General features: G+C 53.8%; 17 protein-coding genes. 1 reads left to right on the forward strand and 16 read right to left on the reverse strand.

Going from position 1 to position 18,035, the window contains the following annotated elements; genetic code table 11:
* Positions 1–63: 63 nt before the first annotated feature.
* From PCH05_RS02610 to PCH05_RS02635, 6 genes are all read right to left on the reverse strand, one after another.
* Positions 64–1,815 (reverse strand): sodium:solute symporter family protein, encoded by a 1,752-nt coding sequence (locus PCH05_RS02610; protein WP_127600380.1) that lies wholly within the window; start codon positions 1,813–1,815, stop codon positions 64–66.
* Positions 1,816–2,682, reverse strand: a complete 867-nt coding sequence (locus PCH05_RS02615) for an alpha/beta fold hydrolase (protein ID WP_127600382.1) — start codon at positions 2,680–2,682, stop codon at positions 1,816–1,818.
* 221 nt (positions 2,683–2,903) lie between these two features.
* Positions 2,904–3,305: a response regulator gene (locus PCH05_RS02620; protein WP_164766515.1), complete on the reverse strand. Its 402-nt coding sequence runs from the start codon at positions 3,303–3,305 to the stop codon at positions 2,904–2,906.
* A gap of 146 nt (positions 3,306–3,451) precedes the next feature.
* Complete coding sequence (locus tag PCH05_RS02625; RefSeq protein ID WP_127600386.1) at positions 3,452–4,132, reverse strand: Na-translocating system protein MpsC family protein; 681 nt, start codon at positions 4,130–4,132, stop codon at positions 3,452–3,454.
* A gap of 169 nt (positions 4,133–4,301) precedes the next feature.
* Positions 4,302–5,402: a DUF4349 domain-containing protein gene (locus tag PCH05_RS02630; protein ID WP_127600388.1), complete on the reverse strand. Its 1,101-nt coding sequence runs from the start codon at positions 5,400–5,402 to the stop codon at positions 4,302–4,304.
* A gap of 127 nt (positions 5,403–5,529) precedes the next feature.
* A complete protein-coding gene (locus tag PCH05_RS02635; RefSeq protein WP_127600390.1) occupies positions 5,530–6,282 on the reverse strand; it encodes an SDR family NAD(P)-dependent oxidoreductase in 753 nt (250 codons plus the stop codon).
* A 298-nt stretch (positions 6,283–6,580) separates the two neighbouring features.
* Here PCH05_RS02635 and PCH05_RS02640 point away from each other — a divergent pair, with 298 nt between their 5' ends.
* Complete coding sequence (locus PCH05_RS02640; RefSeq protein WP_127600392.1) at positions 6,581–7,237, forward strand: TetR/AcrR family transcriptional regulator; 657 nt, start codon at positions 6,581–6,583, stop codon at positions 7,235–7,237.
* 100 nt (positions 7,238–7,337) lie between these two features.
* Here PCH05_RS02640 and fba read toward each other — a convergent pair whose 3' ends face one another.
* From fba to PCH05_RS02690, 10 genes are all read right to left on the reverse strand, one after another.
* Entirely contained in the window at positions 7,338–8,204 is an 867-nt protein-coding gene (gene fba, locus PCH05_RS02645; protein ID WP_127600394.1) for a class II fructose-1,6-bisphosphate aldolase, read from the reverse strand.
* Positions 8,205–8,254: 50 nt separating this feature from the next.
* The gene (locus tag PCH05_RS02650) at positions 8,255–9,238 is read right to left on the reverse strand and encodes an ROK family protein (RefSeq protein ID WP_127600396.1); all 984 of its coding nucleotides are present in this window, start codon (positions 9,236–9,238) and stop codon (positions 8,255–8,257) included.
* A 50-nt stretch (positions 9,239–9,288) separates the two neighbouring features.
* Positions 9,289–10,077, reverse strand: coding sequence for a DeoR/GlpR family DNA-binding transcription regulator (locus PCH05_RS02655; protein WP_127600398.1), 789 nt, complete (start codon positions 10,075–10,077; stop codon positions 9,289–9,291).
* 22 nt (positions 10,078–10,099) lie between these two features.
* A complete protein-coding gene (locus PCH05_RS02660) occupies positions 10,100–11,161 on the reverse strand; it encodes an SIS domain-containing protein (RefSeq protein WP_127600400.1) in 1,062 nt (353 codons plus the stop codon).
* A 209-nt stretch (positions 11,162–11,370) separates the two neighbouring features.
* The gene (locus PCH05_RS02665; RefSeq protein WP_127600402.1) at positions 11,371–12,342 is read right to left on the reverse strand and encodes an ROK family protein; all 972 of its coding nucleotides are present in this window, start codon (positions 12,340–12,342) and stop codon (positions 11,371–11,373) included.
* A gap of 21 nt (positions 12,343–12,363) precedes the next feature.
* Complete coding sequence (locus PCH05_RS02670; RefSeq protein WP_127600404.1) at positions 12,364–13,071, reverse strand: copper homeostasis protein CutC; 708 nt, start codon at positions 13,069–13,071, stop codon at positions 12,364–12,366.
* Positions 13,068–14,528: a M17 family metallopeptidase gene (locus tag PCH05_RS02675; RefSeq protein ID WP_246049333.1), complete on the reverse strand. Its 1,461-nt coding sequence runs from the start codon at positions 14,526–14,528 to the stop codon at positions 13,068–13,070. The genes PCH05_RS02670 and PCH05_RS02675 overlap by 4 nt, the downstream gene beginning before the upstream one ends.
* Before the next feature lie 41 nt (positions 14,529–14,569).
* On the reverse strand, positions 14,570–15,997 hold the full coding sequence (gene pepV / locus PCH05_RS02680; protein WP_127600406.1) for a dipeptidase PepV: 1,428 nt from the start codon (positions 15,995–15,997) through the stop codon (positions 14,570–14,572).
* Complete coding sequence (locus PCH05_RS02685; protein WP_127600408.1) at positions 15,984–17,018, reverse strand: ABC transporter ATP-binding protein; 1,035 nt, start codon at positions 17,016–17,018, stop codon at positions 15,984–15,986. The genes pepV and PCH05_RS02685 overlap by 14 nt, the downstream gene beginning before the upstream one ends.
* Positions 17,018–18,025: an ABC transporter ATP-binding protein gene (locus PCH05_RS02690; RefSeq protein WP_127600410.1), complete on the reverse strand. Its 1,008-nt coding sequence runs from the start codon at positions 18,023–18,025 to the stop codon at positions 17,018–17,020. The genes PCH05_RS02685 and PCH05_RS02690 overlap by 1 nt, the downstream gene beginning before the upstream one ends.
* Positions 18,026–18,035 lie beyond the last annotated feature (10 nt).

An 18,035-nucleotide genomic window follows, 5' to 3' on the forward strand; every position in this document is an offset into this window, starting at 1 on the left:
CAAACTAGAGGTAATATGCCACAGCGCAGGCAAAGTTATGTGTGTTTTGTTTGCTTGCCTGCATTAATTATTGCGCATATGCCTGTATACGCGGTACGTCAGGAAGATGCAAAGGCCTGCGGTAAAGAGGCTCATCGCGTAAAAGACGCCGTTCGTGATCCAAGCGCCGCTGCCGCTAAGCGGCGGAAAGGCCGTTTTGGAGCCGGACATCTTTTTGTAGATGCCGATGGCTGCCAGCACGCCCCAAATGATGGCGAACACCAGCAGATCCTTATGCGAGGACAGCTTGTTCTTCTGCTCGAACATGGCCTTGCACTCCGGCGACATGACATCGCGTTTTTCCGGCCGGATCAGACTCACGCCGACGTACAGCACCAAAGCTAGCGCGATACTCCAGAAAATGACCGGGATGCCGAAGTAGCCCGCTCCGCCGCTTGCCGCGTAAGGGCCGCCAACGTTAATCATCATGAACAGCGTAACGGCCGAGGTAATGATGCAGCCCCAGAATGCTGCGGCTTCGGTCGTTTTTCTCCAGTACAGCGCCAGCAGCACGAGCGGCGTCAATGCAGAAATCATGATGATCTGCATGGCGACAGCCGCCATGACGATGCCGTTGTTCGAGATGAACGGCGTAAAACCGAGAGCGAGCAGGCCGATGGCTACGGTAATGAGGCGCGTCAGCCGGAGCTCCATTTTGGTGCCGATATTCGGCTTGATTCTCAGGATAATGTTTTTAACGATAATGCCACTGCCTGCGTTCAAGTACACGGAGATGGTGGACATCGCCGCGGATACGACAGCCGTTACCACCAGCGCCGCTCCGATCAGCGGAAGAATCTCCCGTGCGAGACGGATTACGACTTCGTCGGTATTGATCAGACCCGGCAGCAGAATGGCGCCGAAGCCGCCGAGCAGGACGAGAATCCACGCGTTAAACCAGTCGACCAATGCATAGAAATAAACGCTCTTGCGTCCGTCCTTGAGCGTCTTGGCCGCAAGGGAGCGCTGAATGAAGCCCAGGTCGATCGGAATCCAGAAGGAAGTCGCCATAATAAAAGCGATCAGTCCCATGATCGTCTGCCCTGGAGGAAGCGTAAACAAGTCGGTAAAGCCCGGGAACAGCGTCAAGCCTTTGCTTGCATCCGTCAGGTTGAAGCCGGTATCCCCGACATATTTGGACAAGAAGTCGGTAAAAAGGCCGTATTTGGCCGTAATCATAAAGAACAGGAGTCCCACGCCCAGCACGATGATCAGCATTTGCGCCGCATCGGTTATGACAACCGCGCGCAATCCGCCGGACATCGTATACAGGATGGTAATGATAGCAATCGGCGCGATCGTATACTGCCATGGAATTCCGAGGATGACTTCCAGCACGAGCGACACGCCGAACAGGGACATGCCCACAATGAAAATTCCCCATACGACCTGCCAGAGCGAGAGAACGATTTCAAGTCTGCGGCTGTTGCCGAAACGAGCATTCGCCAAATCACTGATGGTCGTCAGGTTCATCGAGCGCAGCCGCACGCCGATCCGCGACAGAAGCAGCACGGAAATCGTCTCGGACGACAAGCTGGACCAGAATACGTAAGTAAAGCCGATCGAATAAGCAAAGCCCGGCTGGCCCATAACGGTCGCTGTATTTGCTACGGCTGCCGCAAAAGTGAGGGAAAGCACGTACCAGGGCAAATTGCGTCCGGCCAGAATATAATCATCTAATGTCTTGATCTGCTTGGACATTCGGAAGCCGATGAGGAGCAGACCCGCAATATAGACGATCATAACGATCATAATTACAAGCGTTTCGTTGCTCAATTAAACCTCGCCCTCACTTGTCAGAAAATGGGATGTGACTTTAATAAAATCATCCTGCTCTTCAATGAACGGCATATGTCCGCTATGCTCAAAAACATACAGCTCGCTATTGGGGAGCAAGCGGTTCATCTCTGACGCCTGGGAAAGCGGTGTCACCCAGTCGTACCGGGCTCCGATAATCAGCGTTGGCACGTGACAGGATGGTAGCAGCGGACGAACGTCGTACTCGGGTATAAAATGCTTAAACGTGTAGTTGGCTACGTCCAGCGCACCGTTCGGGCGATTTCCCGTCTCCCGCATGATTTGCTCGTCCTTATGGTGGAAATACAGCGGGAAGCAAAGATCCCACCACTCGGTTAGATGGGCTTCATCGCGGATGCGTCCCTTGAACAGCTCGGGAATGACCTTGAGCTGCTCCTCGCTCGCGCTCTTCGCGGCAAATTCCAGTGCAGCCGGATAAAATTCCCGGCTTGGTGCCGTACACAACAGCACGAGCTTATTCAGCGATGCCGGGTAACTCGTGGCGTACACCTGTGCTACCATGCCTCCAAAGGAGTGGCCCATCAAATGGATTCGGCCAAGCCCCAGATACTTGCGCAGTTCCTCGATGTCATCGGCAAGCTGCTCCAGCGTGCATGTGTCCGGGTCTACGCGTTCGGACTGGCCGTTGGCGCGCTGATCCAAATATACAAGCTGAACGGATTCCGAAAGCGGTGTCAGCCACGGCTTGAAATCGGAGTGATCGCTTCCCGGTCCTCCATGAACGACAAAGCATACCGGTTTCGCAACCATGCGCTCTCCGGCAGGCACGTAACCGGATCCCTCCACATCGAAGTAAATTTTTACTCCGTTGATTTGTGCAAACATTTTTTCACTTCGCTTTCACCTAAAATTCGTGTTATGACGACTGAATTCGACAGTATTCTCATAGGAATAAAATAAATGTTATTCGTGTCCCGGTTTATTGTCAACAAGTAAGTTACAAATAAACCGTCATCTAAACCCAAAAGGGCATATCTTCGCCTGTCCGCGAAAACATGCCCTTATATCAAGTACGCTTGCTCTATTGTTATAGGAAAATAAAATGATTATAACTCCCGGGTTGCAGCGACTTCCAGCATAAGCTCCTTGACAATACTTAGGAAAAGTTTTAAATCAATCGGCTTGGTGATATATTCAGCAAAGCCTGCTTCCCGCCCGCGGGCAATATCCGATTCCATCGCATAGGAGCTGACGGCGATGACCGGAATATGCCGCGTATCTTCTCTCTGCTTCAAGTATTCCAGCGCTTCATATCCGTCCATGCCTGGAAGCTGAATGTCCATAATGATCAAATCCGGTATTTCTTCTCCCAAGATTTCAATCGCTTGTTCGGCTGATTCTGCTTTTAATAGTCGAATTTGGGAGTATTTTTTGAAAATATGATGCATAAGAGCCATATTGATCGGATTGTCCTCGACGCAAAGTATGACACAATGATCTCTTTTCATCATTCCCCTCCTCCCCATTAGAAAAACGGTGTAACTTAAAGCCACCTATACCGACGGCCATAAAAAAAGCCAAAGAAAGAGCTGACGGCTCTCTCTTTGGCTTATGTTCAGCTCATGCACCAGCATGTCTGATTCATTTCTGCCAATTACGGATCCTTAAATATGCACACGATGACACTTTTATTACGGTCAAAATCCCAATCCACATAGATCTCCGACAGCTTGCGGCCGACAGCCGTGCTGATGGATGCTTCTTCCTCAAAATATCTCTTCTCCAGCTTCCGCTTCGTGGTGCGCAGCACTTCATCATAACCGAGCTGAATCATTTCCTTTTCGAGCAGAATCAGCAGCCCTTCACGAACCACAATCAACGTCTTTGGGTTCACCCACCAGGAATACACCCTCTCAGGCTTTTTCTGGACGATGCTGGTCACCCGCTTGATTTGATTATGTACTTCGTCTCTTCCATTATAAGTCTCCGATGAACGCGAATGATTGGCGAAGAGTCCTACGATGATCCCGGATGCGTCATGCAATCCCCAGTCATAATAAAGATCATCAATCTTCATATCCATTTCTTGTTCCAGGTAGGCTTCCAATTCAGGTAGCAGCGACTGCATCATCAGTTCCCGGGTGTAACGGAAAACCTGTTCTTCCTTTTGATTAAGCAGAAATTGCTCTACTGGGCCGATAAAGTTCCGCAGATGAAGCATGACGCATTGTTTGTTTGCGGACACATGAATGGATTCGGGGCCTTTTCCGAATCGGTCGCGGAGGAGCTTGGCGGTATAGGATGCAATTTGGTTGGTGCGGTCTGTTGTATACATAACTTCATCTCTCCTTCTAATAATAGTGCAATAAAGTTGCTAAAGCAATTGAATTCGAAGGATCCTCCGCTTCTATAGCGTGCTCCATCTCTAGACGTATATACCCAAAAAATAACCGCACACAATCATATTGTGTGCGGTTATTACAATATAGGAGTTGGAAATGCCCTTATTCCCGCTTATCTTCCGTCTCATCACTTAGGGTCGCATCGTTTAGGGTCTTTTCACCAGATGTCTCTATCTTTGAACCATGATTCATTTCCTTGCGCTTTCTTGCTGCCTCCTCGCGTGCCTTCGCGTTCGATCTTCTGACCAGCCATACGATAAGCAGGATGATCACCGCGATGACGAGAAGAGGCAGCGAGCCGGAGAGGATGACCACAATCCACTGGAATACCAGCGTGATCACGTCTACACTGCCCTGAAATGCGCTCGAAGCTCTTTTTCCAAGTGGTGCTTGGAGGGTATCTTCTTTTTTCTTCAGCGGCTCCTTTATCTCTTCATAGAGACGGACTTCCACGGTTGAATAGGAAACGTTTTGATTGATATAACGCATACGGCCTTTAATCTGTTCGATTTCAGATTGTATGCGTTCCAGCTCATTGGCAAAAGCGACGAGATCATTCGTCTTGGTCGCTTTTTTCATGAACGCGACGTACTGCTCCTCCATTAATTGCTTTGCCTTCAGTCTCGAATCGAGATCGACGTACTCCTCCGTCACATCCTGTCCTTCGATACTTCGCTGCAGGTCATCATGCTTGATGTTCTCCAGGCTGGCCAGGAACGGCGAAAAACCGGACGAAGGAACCTTAATGACAAAGGTGCCGCCTTTTTCGCTGGCTGACTGCGTTTCATTGAAGTTCATGATATAACCGCCCGCCAGGGTAACCTTATTGCGAATGTCCGACTGCCCTTTTCCGTAATCCTCGACCTTCATCACGATGTTCGCCTTATAAATCAGCTTTTTGTTCAGCGCGCCGGAGAGATCCTGGGCGTTGAAGCCCACAGCCCCTTCCGAGGTTTGCGCCGATGAATCGGGAAGGCTTGCATCCCCGCCGGCAGGTGTCTCTTGCTTGCTTTTGTCCGCGGCTTTGTCACTGCTGCTGGCTGCTGTACTATCCGCCGTGCTGGTCACTTGATTGGATAATGACGCCTCGGCTGACTTCGATTCCGTACCGTCGCTTTTGTCCTGCGATCCTGACGAGCAGCCGCTCACCAGCATAACGATGAGCAATAGTACAGCCATCCATGACCCCCATTTTTTTATCACAGATAGCCCCCCTGATATCAATATTCAAATCTTATATTTACTAACGAATCCATCATTTGGAAGGTTGCAGCCATACAAAAAAAGCCCCCCGGGAAATTCCCGGGGAGCCTTGTTTTACAAAAATATATTATCTTGCCGATACGCCGCCGTCGATCGCAAGCTCGGCGCCTGTGATAAAGGAGGATTCATCGGAAGCCAGGAACAATACGCCCTGCGCGATGTTTTCCGGTTTGCCCAAGCGAGGAAGCGGGGTGTTGGACATGAACCATTTTGTCATGTTTTCATCCGCGAGAAGGTCTTTGGTCATCGGTGTTTCAATATATCCAGGGTGAATCGAATTGCAGCGGATGTTGTCCTTGCCATAATCGATCGCAACAGCCTTGGTCAACATGCGAACCGCGCCTTTGCTTGCCGTGTAAGGGCCAGCGCCGTTGCTGCCTGTGAGGCCTGCGATGGAAGAAATGTTGATGATGGAACCGCCGCCATTCTTTTGCATTACGGGAATCACATGCTTCAATCCGAAAAATCCGCCAGTCAGGTTGATCGACATTACCTTGTCCCAATCCTGCGCTGTCGTATCGATGAGCGCTTTAGCCAGAGAAATTCCGGCATTATTGACGAGAACGTCGATTTTACCCCATTTTTTCACGGTTTCGTCCACGATATGCTGCCATTCTTCTTCGGAAGTGACATTATGACGGAACCCTATCGCTTCGCCACCGTTATGGTTGATTTCCGCAACAACTTCGTTGACCTTATCTTCCTGAATATCAGTAACGACGACTTTCGCTCCTTCTTGAGCCAAAAGAATGGCGTCTGCCTTACCCATACCGCCTGCAGCGCCTGTCACGATTGCAACCTTGCCGGATACTCGACCCATGATCAAAAACTCCCTTCAATAATAAAAATGATTTTGGTGTAGAATGCCGAAACACTCCGGAATATTTGTACAAATTTTAAGGATCTGGGCATACTATGCCGGAGTCGTGATATAATGACTATCATTATGATATCGATTATATCACCACTCATTTTCATTCGCAATGACTTACATCACAGCAAAATAGGATGGATTGACTTTCCGCAACCCGTCTGATAGCATTCTACAATCGAGCTTACACTGGTGGTATCATACAACAGTAATATAAGAATTTTTTCTAAAAGGTCGTGAACATGTTATGGATCCAAAAAGCAGATGGGAGCTGGAACGGCAGGAAGCCAAGCAGCAGCGGGAAATCAGCATTATCGAGGCGGCTGAGCGGGTTTTCATAAAAAAAGGCTATGACAAAGCGACCATGCGCGACATTGCCGCAGAGGATAATGTGGGCATTGCCACCGTGTTCCGATATTTTCCGAAAAAGGACCGGATCGTCGTTGCCGTGGCATCGAGAATCATCGGAGCGGAGTTCGAGGCTTTCAAAACCATTTCCGAGCAGCCGGAAACGGGCATCCGCAAAATAGAGATGCTCTTCGACCACTTCATCGCGGATACCTCCTCTGCCTATATGAACCGCAACAAGCTGATAGAAGCTTTCGAGAGCTATGCCGCGCAGCAGGCCGAGCCGCTCGACGGAATCGAGGAATACAACGAGGTTACGCGCAAGGTGTACGGCATCTTTAAGCACATTATTCAAGACTGTATTGACGACGGCTCTATCCGATCCGATATTCCCGTCCACGAGACGCTGGCCACCCTTGTGAATGCTCTCGGCATCTTCTCCAAAAAGCTGTCGCTGCAGAGCCACATCGTCATGTTCGAGGCCGATCCGGATATGCTTGTCCAGCTTACGATCGTCAAAGAAATATTTTTAGAGTACCTGAAGCCGAAAGCATAGCGAAGAGCTACATCCTGTGTTCAAAAAAAAAACCTGCCCCACCCTGATGTTCGGTCAGGATAGGACAGGCTTTTTCGGTTGCTGCGGGATGTTTCACGGTTTAACGGAAGTCGCTTGCACGTCCGGCGCAGCCGCACAGCTGCATTTTTTCCATCGCAGCCTTTTTCAATGCTTGCTTCGCAGGCACCATGTATTTGCGCGGATCGTTTTCCTCCGGATTGGCCGCAAACACCGCTTTAATGGCATCGGAGAAAATGATGCGCAGCTCGGTAGCCACGTTCATTTTGGCCATGCCGAGCGACACGGCGCGTTTCACCTGATCCTCCGGAATGCCGGAGCCTCCGTGCAGGACGAGCGGTACGCTGACTACGTCGGCGATGCGCTTGATGCGGTCGAAGTCGATGTTCGGATCGCCTTTGTAAATGCCGTGTGCTGTTCCGATGGCCGGTGCCAGCGTGTGCACGCCCGTACGTTCCACGAATTCGGCGCATTCTGCCGGGTCGGCAAGCAGCGCGTCCCGTTCATCTACGACGATATCGTCTTCGACGCCGCCCACTTTGCCAAGCTCCGCTTCGACATTGATGCCGATGGCGTTGGCTGCCTCCACGACCTTTTTCGTAATCGCCACATTCTCCTCGAAAGGCGAATGGGAGGCATCGATCATCACGGACGTATATCCCGCCCGGATGCACTTCATAATGATGTCAAATTCAGAGCAGTGGTCCAGATGCAGGGCGATCGGAACACTGGAGCGGTTGGCGGCAACGGTGGCTGCGGCGGCAATGTAATCCGGTCCCAGGTGTTTCACGGTTCCCACCGTGGATTGAATGATCAGAGGCGACTGGGCTTCCTCCGCCGCTTCCACGACGGCCTGCAGCATTTCAAGCGTATGCACGTTGAACGCGCCGATCGCGTATTTATTTTGTCTTGCTGTTTGCAATAAAGAAGTAGAAGAAACGAGTGCCATGGTAATTTCCCCTTCATGTTTGAATTGGTTGCCTTTAATGACAGGACGGCTTATACCGATGCGCCGATATGCTTCTGCTTGGCGTACATGGCGCTGCCGGTCACCCCGGCGTCGTCGTTATACAGTGCCGTGACCACCTTCAGCTGCTCCCGGTAATCCGGCAGGATGCGGCTGTACAATTCCCTCTTCAAAGGCTCCAGCAACCGGTCACCCGCCAAGGCACCACCACCGCCGATAATCACCAGCTCCGGGCTGACGAGCGGAACGGCATATGACAAGGCGCGGCCAAGCAGGGCTCCAGCCTGTTCCATCAAGCTGATGGCGTATGGATCGCCCTGGTCGTAAGCTCGCGATAGATCGGCTGCGGACAGCTCCTCCAGCCGCTCTTCCGGAAACCAGCTCTGCAGGATGGACGCCTCTCCGCTGCGAAGCGCTTTTTTCGCCTGCCGCACCATGCCGGAGGCCGAGGCGAACGTTTCAAGGCAGCCGTTCAGCCCGCACGGGCAAGGATCGGACAGGCCTTCCATTACGATGTGCCCCAGCTCGCCCGACATATTGCGGAAGCCGTAATACAGCTTTCCGTCATTGACCATCGCGGAGGCAATGCCGGTGCCTACGGTAATCCCGAGCACGTCCTTGAAGCCCTTGCCCGCTCCGTACATCGCTTCCCCGTAAACATACGTTCGTACATCGTTATCGATATAAACCGGCAGATTGAGCCTGGCCTGCAGCCGCTGTACGGCCGGCAGGTTCCTCCAGCCCAGATTGCCCGCAAACCGGGCGATGCCTTCGTCCGGATCGACGAAGCCCGGCAGACCGATACCGGCTGCAACGACCGCGATATCCGTGCCAGACTGCTCGGCATAGCCCACTGCGGCCTCCTCGATCATCGCCGCGATTTTTTCCAGAACCGCATCCGGACCCTTCGCAGCTTCCGTTGCGCGTTTGATTCGATGCATGACCTTGCCGGAGGAGTCGACCAACCCGCAAACGATGTTGGTCCCCCCAACATCCACGCCAGCATATACTTCCATCTTCACACCCGCCCTGGATTTCATTCATTTTTTCAATTCATAAGCCCATATCACTCAGGCGTCACAAAAACCTTGACCTGCTCCGAAGCCAGGCGACCGCGGAGCTCTTCTCCGGGATCCTCATCCGTAATGATCCCGTAAAGCGACGTCACCGGAGCCACCTGAAACAGGGAGTTGCGTCCCGCTTTCGTATGGTCGAATACCGCGATCGTCCGTTCCGTCCGCTTCATCATCATTTTCGCCGTATTCGCTTCAAGCTCCGAGTACGTGCTGACACCCTGTTCCACGGAAAAGCCGTCAATGCCCATGAACATCGTGTGGATATTCAGTGCTTCCAGCGTCCGTTCCGCAAGCGGACCGCACAGCTCGAAGTTCTTGCTGCGGAGCATGCCGCCCGTCAGCACAACCTGAACATCCTCGTTCTCCGACAGCTCCATCGCGATGTTCACCGCATTGGTGACGACGGTAATATTCCGACGGTTTTTAAGCGCCCGAGCGATCAGATAGGTTGTCGTGCCGCCCGTCAGTCCGATGACATCCCCTTCTTGCACCAGGGACGCCGCCAGCTGGGCGATGTTCTCTTTTTCCCGGTAGAGCCTGTTCTGCTTTTCGTGAAATGGAATCTCCCTTCCGGAGACCAGTCCGGCCGGCTTGGCTCCGCCGCCCATAGTCCGGATAACCTTGCCCGCCTTTTCCAAGGCTTCAAGATCCCGTCTGGCCGTCGCCTCCGAGCATTCAAACTGCTGGACCACCTCCTGCAGGGAAATAGAACCGTGCTGCTGGACATAGTCCAGTATTTGTTCCTGACGTTCTTCTTTCGATCCATTTCGTTCACGCAAAGCTGATTCGCTCCTTTTGAGATTAGATTTTGACCACCTGGGTCAAATTCCGCGGGCTGTCAGGATTTCTGCCTTCCCGCAGCGCCGTGTAGTAACCGATATATTGAACCAGCGGCATATTAAGCGCCGATCTGGCTTCATCGCTGAGATGACTTCCGCCTGTGGTAAAGACGAGATCCGCAAAGGCGGTATCTTCTCCCGCTTCCGCCGTCACGATCACCACGAATGCGCCGTATTCCTTCATTTCCTTCGCGACCTTCACTTCATAGGCTCTGGCATTTTCGGAAAGGAACAGGCATACCATCGTACCTGGCTCCACGACCGATTTCGGACCATGCCGGAATTCCATTGTACCAAAGCTTTCCGTCCACACACAGGACATTTCCTTCAATTTCAGACAAGCCTCGTGAGCAAGGCCGACATATGCGCCCATGCCGAGGTAGATAAATTTGTTCAGCTCCGGATGCCCGTCGATCACCGCTTTAGCCGCTGCGTCTCCTTGAGGCACGATCTCTTTGCTTAGCTCCATGACTTCCTTCAATTCAGCGACATGCGCTTCGCTTCCGGCCGCTTGAGCCATGGCCGCCTGGAGCATAAAGGTCATGCTGCTGAAGGATTTCGTCATTACGGTGCTTTTTTCCTTGCCGAGCGGGGACACAAGACATGGCACGTTTTTCGCCATCGTGCTTTCCTCATCACAAGTCATACCGCAGGTCGTCCAGCCGGACAGGTCCTTCACGGAATCCAGCGCCAGAATGACTTCGGAGGATTCACCGGATCGGGAAATGCCGACGAGAAGCACTTCTTTTTTCGAAGCCACAGCCTGCTCTCTAAACAGATAGATCTCGGATGAAGGATGCGCGCTAGCGTTCTTTCCTGTCCATTTGCGGAACGTGCTTGCCGCGGTTAAAGCAAGATAATACGATGTCCCAGATCCGATGAAAACGACCTCGTCGTATTTGTCGCTCATAAAATACTTCTCCACCCAATCCTGCTGCTGCTCCAGCTGCTTCCATGCGGCAGCAAGCGCTTCGCTTTGCCCGCCGATTTCCGGATACGTCAATACGCCATACTGTTCTGACATGCAATATCCACCCCAGTCGTTAATAATGTAATGATGAATCGTTATGTTGATAGTATATTTCACTACAATGAAATATTCAATCATATTTATGATAATTTTTTGCAAAATATGATACCTGATGCACAAAAAAAGGATACTGCAAAGCGCGATAGCGATCCTTTGCAGCATCCTTTATATAATACAAACACGATTTTATTAAAAAAAACGGATTATGGATGCCCAACGAACAGCGCCCCGGCACCAATAATCCCCACGTCATCCTTCAGTTCGGCCGGTTTAATGGCAAATGTGCCCCGGTAAGGTTCCATGACCAGTTCCTCGGTCTTCTTCAGGAGAGGTTCAAAAAAATCCGCCCCTGCTCTGCTGACGCCGCCACCGATCACGATGCAATCCGGATTGAAGCTGTGAATGATGTTCATGAGTCCGAGACCGGTGTAATGAACAATCTGCTCCAGCACTTCGCCAGCCATCGCATCCCCCTTGCCTGCTGCCTGAAACACATGCTTGGCACGAACGGGAACGCCTTCCTCATCTGCCAGCAAGGTCATCTGCGTGGCGGCAGCCGACTTCGCTATCGCTTCATGGGCTATTCGGGCAATCGCGGTTCCCGATGCAAAGGTTTCCCAGCACCCCCGCTGACCGCAACCGCATAACGCACCATGAGGATCCACAACCGTATGCCCCAGTTCTCCGGCAAAAGAGCTTGCTCCGAGAAATAATCTGCCGTCCAGCACCAGACCCGAGCCGATGCCCGTGCTCAGCGTGACGTATACCATGCTTTGCGATCCGCGTCCGGCTCCGTATATGTATTCTCCCCATGCGGCGGCATTGGCATCGTTAATCAATCGGACCGAAATGCCGAGCCGCTCCTCCAGTTCCGATTGCAGGGAAATGCCATCCCAATCGGGCAAATTGACTCCGTTCAGAATGATGCCGTTCTTGCTGTCCACCATGCCCGGCGATGCCACGCCGATCCCGCCAATGTCGCGCTGACCGCGAACCTCGTTTATCGTCTCCACGATCGTTGCAATGACTTCTTGGGAGCTTCGGAGTCCAGCGGTCGCCTTCTGGCTGCGTGCCAGCAGGCGGCCAGAAGGATCCAGCAGGCCCGTCGCGATTTTCGTTCCTCCCAAATCTACACCGATCACTGCTCTCTTTTCTTTTTCCAATGTTGTATTCACCACAGTAGTCATCATTTTTTGTTATCCTGTCATTCCTTGAAGTATGTCGTTCAAGATCTTCTTCGCGGCTTGGACCCGTCCGGGATCCACGGCCTGCAGATTGTCGCCGCCGCGCCGCAGGGCGGAACCGAAGTGAACTTCCCGTACCCCTGTCGCAAGCTGGAATTCCTGAAGCACCGGCACGGAAAGTCCATATCCGGCCAGAATGCCGATGCCGGTGCCGGCGGCCGCTTCAACCAGTTTCTTGATCTGGGGTGCGGATTGCGGCGCAGGCGAAGGGCCTCCGGAAGTCAGGATCCGGTTGATCTGCGGATAGGCAGACAGCACCTTCAAGGCCGACAGCTGATCCTCGATTTCGTCAAAAGCCCTGTGAAAGGTGACGTTCAGTCCCGCCGTATCACCCAGAAGCAGATCTAACGCCGCCGTATCCACCGCACCCGATGGCGTCAATGCGCCAAGCACGATGCCTGCCGCTCCGCTCTGCTTGATAAAGGCGATATCCTCCCGCATGGTCTGCAGATCATGCTCGTCGTAGACGAAGGATTGGCTGTGCGGACGAACCATGACATGCACAGGAATCTTCAGCCGATGGACCGTTTCCCGGATCAGTCCGGGTCCCGGGGTGAGTCCGCCCTCCAAAATACCGGTGACGAGCTCGATCCGGTCCGCTCCGCCTTGCTCGGCGAGAAGCGCGTCCGTCAGGTTGGTGGCAATGACCTCCAGCTTCATGAAATCCCTCCTCTATCCTTGGCGGCAATACGTTCGCAGACAAAATCGGCAAGCAGCCTTACCCCGTAGCCCGTGGCTCCCGTCACTTTATACCCGCGCGTGGAAGGAACCTGAACCGTGTTGGCCATGTCGATATGGCACCAGCGCGCTTTCGAATCCACGAAGCGGCGCAGGAACAGCGCGGCCATATTCGCGCCTCCGTAAGGATTGGAGGCTAGATTCGCCATATCGGCATAAGGGCTGCCGAGCAGCTCCTCATCTTCGTCCACCAGCGGCAGCTGCCAAATCCGGTCGCCGCTCTGTTCGCCGATCCTCATGAATTGCTCCGCAAATTCCGCGTCTCCCCAGATGCCGGCAACCTTCAAACCAAGCGCGTGTCCCACGGCCCCGGTCAGCGTCGCCACATCAATGATTTGGCTGGCACCGCTGCGGATGGCATGCAGGATGGCGTCGGCCAGGATCAGGCGTCCTTCGGCATCCGTGTTCACCACCTGCACGCTGAGTCCATTCGGATACCGGATCACGTCCGAGGGCAGGAAGGACCCGCCGTCCGGCACGTTGTCCGCAATCGGAATGATGGCGCTGATCCGCGCCTTGACCCCGAGTCTCGTCAGCATGTCCATGGCGCCGACGACGGCAGCCGCGCCGCCCATATCAAAGCGGGCATCGCTTAAATCGCGGGCGTTCTTGAGATTCATGCCGCCCATATCGAAGGTAATGCCTTTGCCGATCAGAGCCAGATGCTCCGCATCCGGATCGCCGGCATACATAATTTCGACCATGGCCGGCGGATGCTTGCTGCCTGCCCCCACGGCCAGCAGCCCGTTCATCTGCCGCTGCTTCAGCTCCTCGCCCTCGTAGACATGAATCTTGACGTTCCGGTTCGCAAAAATATGCCGGATACGGGCCACGAAAGCGGCTGGATGCAGATCGCCCGCAGCCTCGTTGCACAGATCTCTTGCCAAGGCTGTCGACGCGGCGCGGACTTGACCGAGCTCCGCCGCGGCGGCGTCCTCCTCCCTGGAATGCGGGCTGAGCTGCAACCACTCCACCGTCTGCTGCGGATCAGCCGCTCTATATTTGTTGAAGGTGTACGTTCCAAGCTCCCAGCCCTCAACCCAGGCCGTAACCGCTTCTTGAGGCCAAACGACTGAGCCGAAAAGCTCGCTTAAGCAAGCCGGATTCACCGCGGCCGTTGCCTTTCCGATTTCCTGGATCGCACGGCCGGCACTCCCGGCAGCTTCGCGTAAAATTTCCATGCTGAACCGGGCGCGGGCGCCGAGCCCGATGATCAGTATATCCTGTTCCCCGGAGCTTCGGCCGTAAAACCAGGCCAGAGCTCCGCGCTCTTTCATTTTTGCCGAGACCGGAAGTTCGGGTGCGTATCCTCCATCACTGAATACCAGTTCAATCAGCACGTTTGCATGCTGTTCTGTTCCCGTTTTGAGTTCCATCATTCCATGCATCCCTTTGCAAAAAGATTTGTTCGTTTCCCGTTTTAGAGCACCAGATTTCCCAGTTCATAGACAGCCCTTGCATAAATCGCCGTGGATTGCACCAAAAGCTCGACTTCCATGTATTCATTGGGCTGATGCGCCGTCGACTCCATTCCCGGCAGCAGCGGCCCGAAGGCCACCCCCATTGGAAAATGGGCAGCGTACGTGCCCCCTCCCGTGGACAAAAGCTCCGGCTTTTGCCCGGTTTCGGCCGTGTAGGCGTCCTGCAATGCCCGGATCATCGGATGATCCTCCGGCACGTGATGCGGCTTCTTCAAGCTTGGAGGTTCGATCTCGAGCGAATAGGCCGCAATGCTTGCCCGAATGACGTCCAAAATATCGTCATAGTTGCCGCAGATCGGAAATCTCAGATTAATATGAAAGAAGGTCTCCCCTTGCGGCTCATACTGGAGAAGGCCGCTATTCACCGTCAGCGGTCCGCTGATGGCGTCCTCCATCGCAATACCAAGCGCATGGCCATAAACGTCATCGTACAGCAGCGTATCGACGGTATTCAGATAATGACCGGCACCGCCGTTCCATGCATAATCCTTCAGAAAATGAATCAGCTTCAGACCCGCATTGACCCCCAACTGAGGTTCCATGCCATGGGCTGCTTTTCCTGCCAGCTGCAGCGTTATATTTTGATCGCCATGCGATACGCTCCCGCGGAGGCCGATATCGCTGCAATAAGCTTGATATGCAAGCTCAAGCGCCATTAAACGATCCTTATCTCCGGCCACGACCGCTTCAGCCGCTTCCGGAACCATGTTCGCCACCACGCCGGCATGAAACGTCACCAGCTCGAATTTCCCGGCCACTTGCGGCTGCTCCGGCCCGGAAGGGAACAGGATCCGCGTGTTGATCTGCCCCTTCTCGGCGCAGACGATCGGAAACTCCGCGTCCGGCGTAAAGCCGCATGCAGGCAACGGCTCAAGCTTCTTGTAATGCTCCATGCACTGGTGGGTCCTTTCTTCATCGGTTCCGAAGATCAGACGGATGCGGTGCTTTAGTGGCAGCCCCAGATCCTTGACGATTTTCAGCGCGTAAAAGGAGGCCATGGCCGGCCCTTTGTCGTCGATCGCTCCGCGAGCATAGATCCTGCCGTCACGGATGTCCGGCTCAAACGGAGGCGTCACCCAATCGCCGGATACGGGAACGACGTCCAGATGGCTGAGGACGGCAATATAATGCTCGGCATCTTCCGGGCCGTATTCGGCGTATCCGACGTATCCATCATGATTGCAGATCCGGAAGCCTTCGGCCCTGCAAAGATTCAGCATATAATGGAGCGCCTCCGCAATACCTGCACCCATCGGCTTCCCCGGTCCCGCCGTTTCCGCATCATGGATGCTCTTAATGGCGAGCAATCCCTTCAAATTCCCCAGCATCTCAGCCTTCCGGCTGACGGTCTGCTCAATCCAATCCATGTACCTCAGCTCCTTGCGTGTCCGGAATCGAAGCTACTGCTTGCTGCTGTCCATCGTAAAGATGACAGGCTACGTAATGTCCCTTGGCAGCCTCCTGCCACTTCGGCGCTTCTTGCGCACATACCTCCATGGCAAAAGGGCATCGCGTACGGAAACGGCAACCGCTCGGCGGGTCGATCGGGCTTGGCAGGTCTCCCTGCAGCACCATGCGTTCCCGGCTGCGTTCCAGCTTCGGATCCGGCAGCGGTATCGCCGACAGCAGCGTTTGCGTATACGGATGGAGCGGGTTATCGAACATCTCGTCGCTTTCGCATAATTCAACCATGCCGCCCAAATACATGACGCCGATGCGGTCACTGATATGCTTGACCATCGACAAGTCATGCGCGATAAACAGATAGGTAAGCCCGCGCTCGCGCTGCAGCTTCTTCATCAGATTGACGACCTGTGCCTGGATCGACACATCCAGCGCGGAAATCGGCTCGTCGGCGATGATAAAGCTCGGATTCACGGCAAGCGCCCGGGCAATGCCGATCCGCTGCCGTTGTCCCCCGGAGAATTCATGGGGAAAACGCTCCGCGTGGCTGCGGTTCAGCCCCACCGTATCCAGCAGCGCATGCACCATGTCGAGTCTCTCTTTGCGGTTCTTCGCAAGACCATGGGCATCAATGCCCTCTGCAATAATATCGGTCACCGTCATCCGTTGGTTCAGCGATGCATAAGGATCCTGAAAAATCATCTGGATTTCCCGTCTCAGCTGCTTCATCTCGGACTTCGACTTGTTTCCGTGAATCGAGCTTCCTTTAAAGGTAGCGCTGCCCGAGGTCGCATCGTAAAGCCGGATCAGCGTACGCCCCAGCGTGGATTTGCCGCAGCCGGATTCGCCGACGAGGCCGAAGGTTTCCCCCGGATAGATATCGAAGCTGACATCGTCCACGGCCTTCAGAATTTGTCCTCTTCCGACGTCGAAATAACGTTTGAGATGGCTGACTTCCACCAGCGGCTTCTTCTCCGTCTGCATTACCGTTCACCCCCTGCGATCGGACGCTCCACCTTCGGCGCACGGCTGTCCTGCAGCCAGCAAGCAGCCTGGTGGGTTCCTGTATGTTCTGTATAGGCCGGCATTTGTTCATAGCATATTTCCATCGTATAAGGACAGCGGGCGGCGAATGGACACCCCTTCGGCGGATCGCTCAAATCCGGCGGCGTCCCCGGTATGGCCAGAAGCTCATCGGTTTTCTCGTGCAGCTTCGGCATGGAGGCGAGCAGTCCCCACGTATACGGATGCTTCGATTCGTAAAAGATTTCGTCCACGGTACCGGTTTCGACGATTTTCCCCGCATACATGACCGCGACGCGTGATGCCATGTTCGCTACGACGCCCAAATCGTGGGTGATCAGAATGATGGACGTGCTCAGCTCCTGCTGCAGCTTGTTCATCAGCTCCAGAATTTGCGCCTGAATGGTGACGTCCAGTGCGGTTGTCGGTTCATCCGCAATAATGACTTTGGGATTGCAGGCCAGCGCGATCGCGATCACGACACGCTGCCGCATGCCGCCGGATAGCTGGTGCGGGTACTGCTTCAGCCGTTTTTCCGGATTCGGTATGCCCACCTGATTCAGCAGCTCGACCGCTCGTTTCGCGGCATCCATCCTTCCCATATTCCGGTGTTTGCGCAGCACCTCCGTGATCTGTTTTCCAATGGTCATGGTCGGATTGAGCGAGGTCATCGGATCCTGAAAAATCATGGAGATATCTTTTCCGCGAATGTTCTGCATCTGTTTCTCGGGCAGGGAAGCAAGCTCCCGATCCTCGAACCGGATCGAGCCGGTTTTGATTTTCGCCGATTTGGCCAGCAGCCGCATAATGCTTTTCGAGGTGACCGATTTACCGGAACCCGATTCGCCTACAATCGCCAGTGTTTCTCCTTTGCCGAGGGAAAAGCTGACGTCACGCACCGCCTGAACCTCGCCGGCATATGTGTAAAAGCTTACCTGCAAATCCTTCACTTCCAGCAAGCTGTTCATGGTGTTCCCC

The sequence above is a fragment of the Paenibacillus chibensis genome (genome assembly GCF_004001045.1).
Classification (GTDB): Bacteria; Bacillota; Bacilli; order Paenibacillales; family Paenibacillaceae; genus Paenibacillus_AQ; species Paenibacillus_AQ chibensis.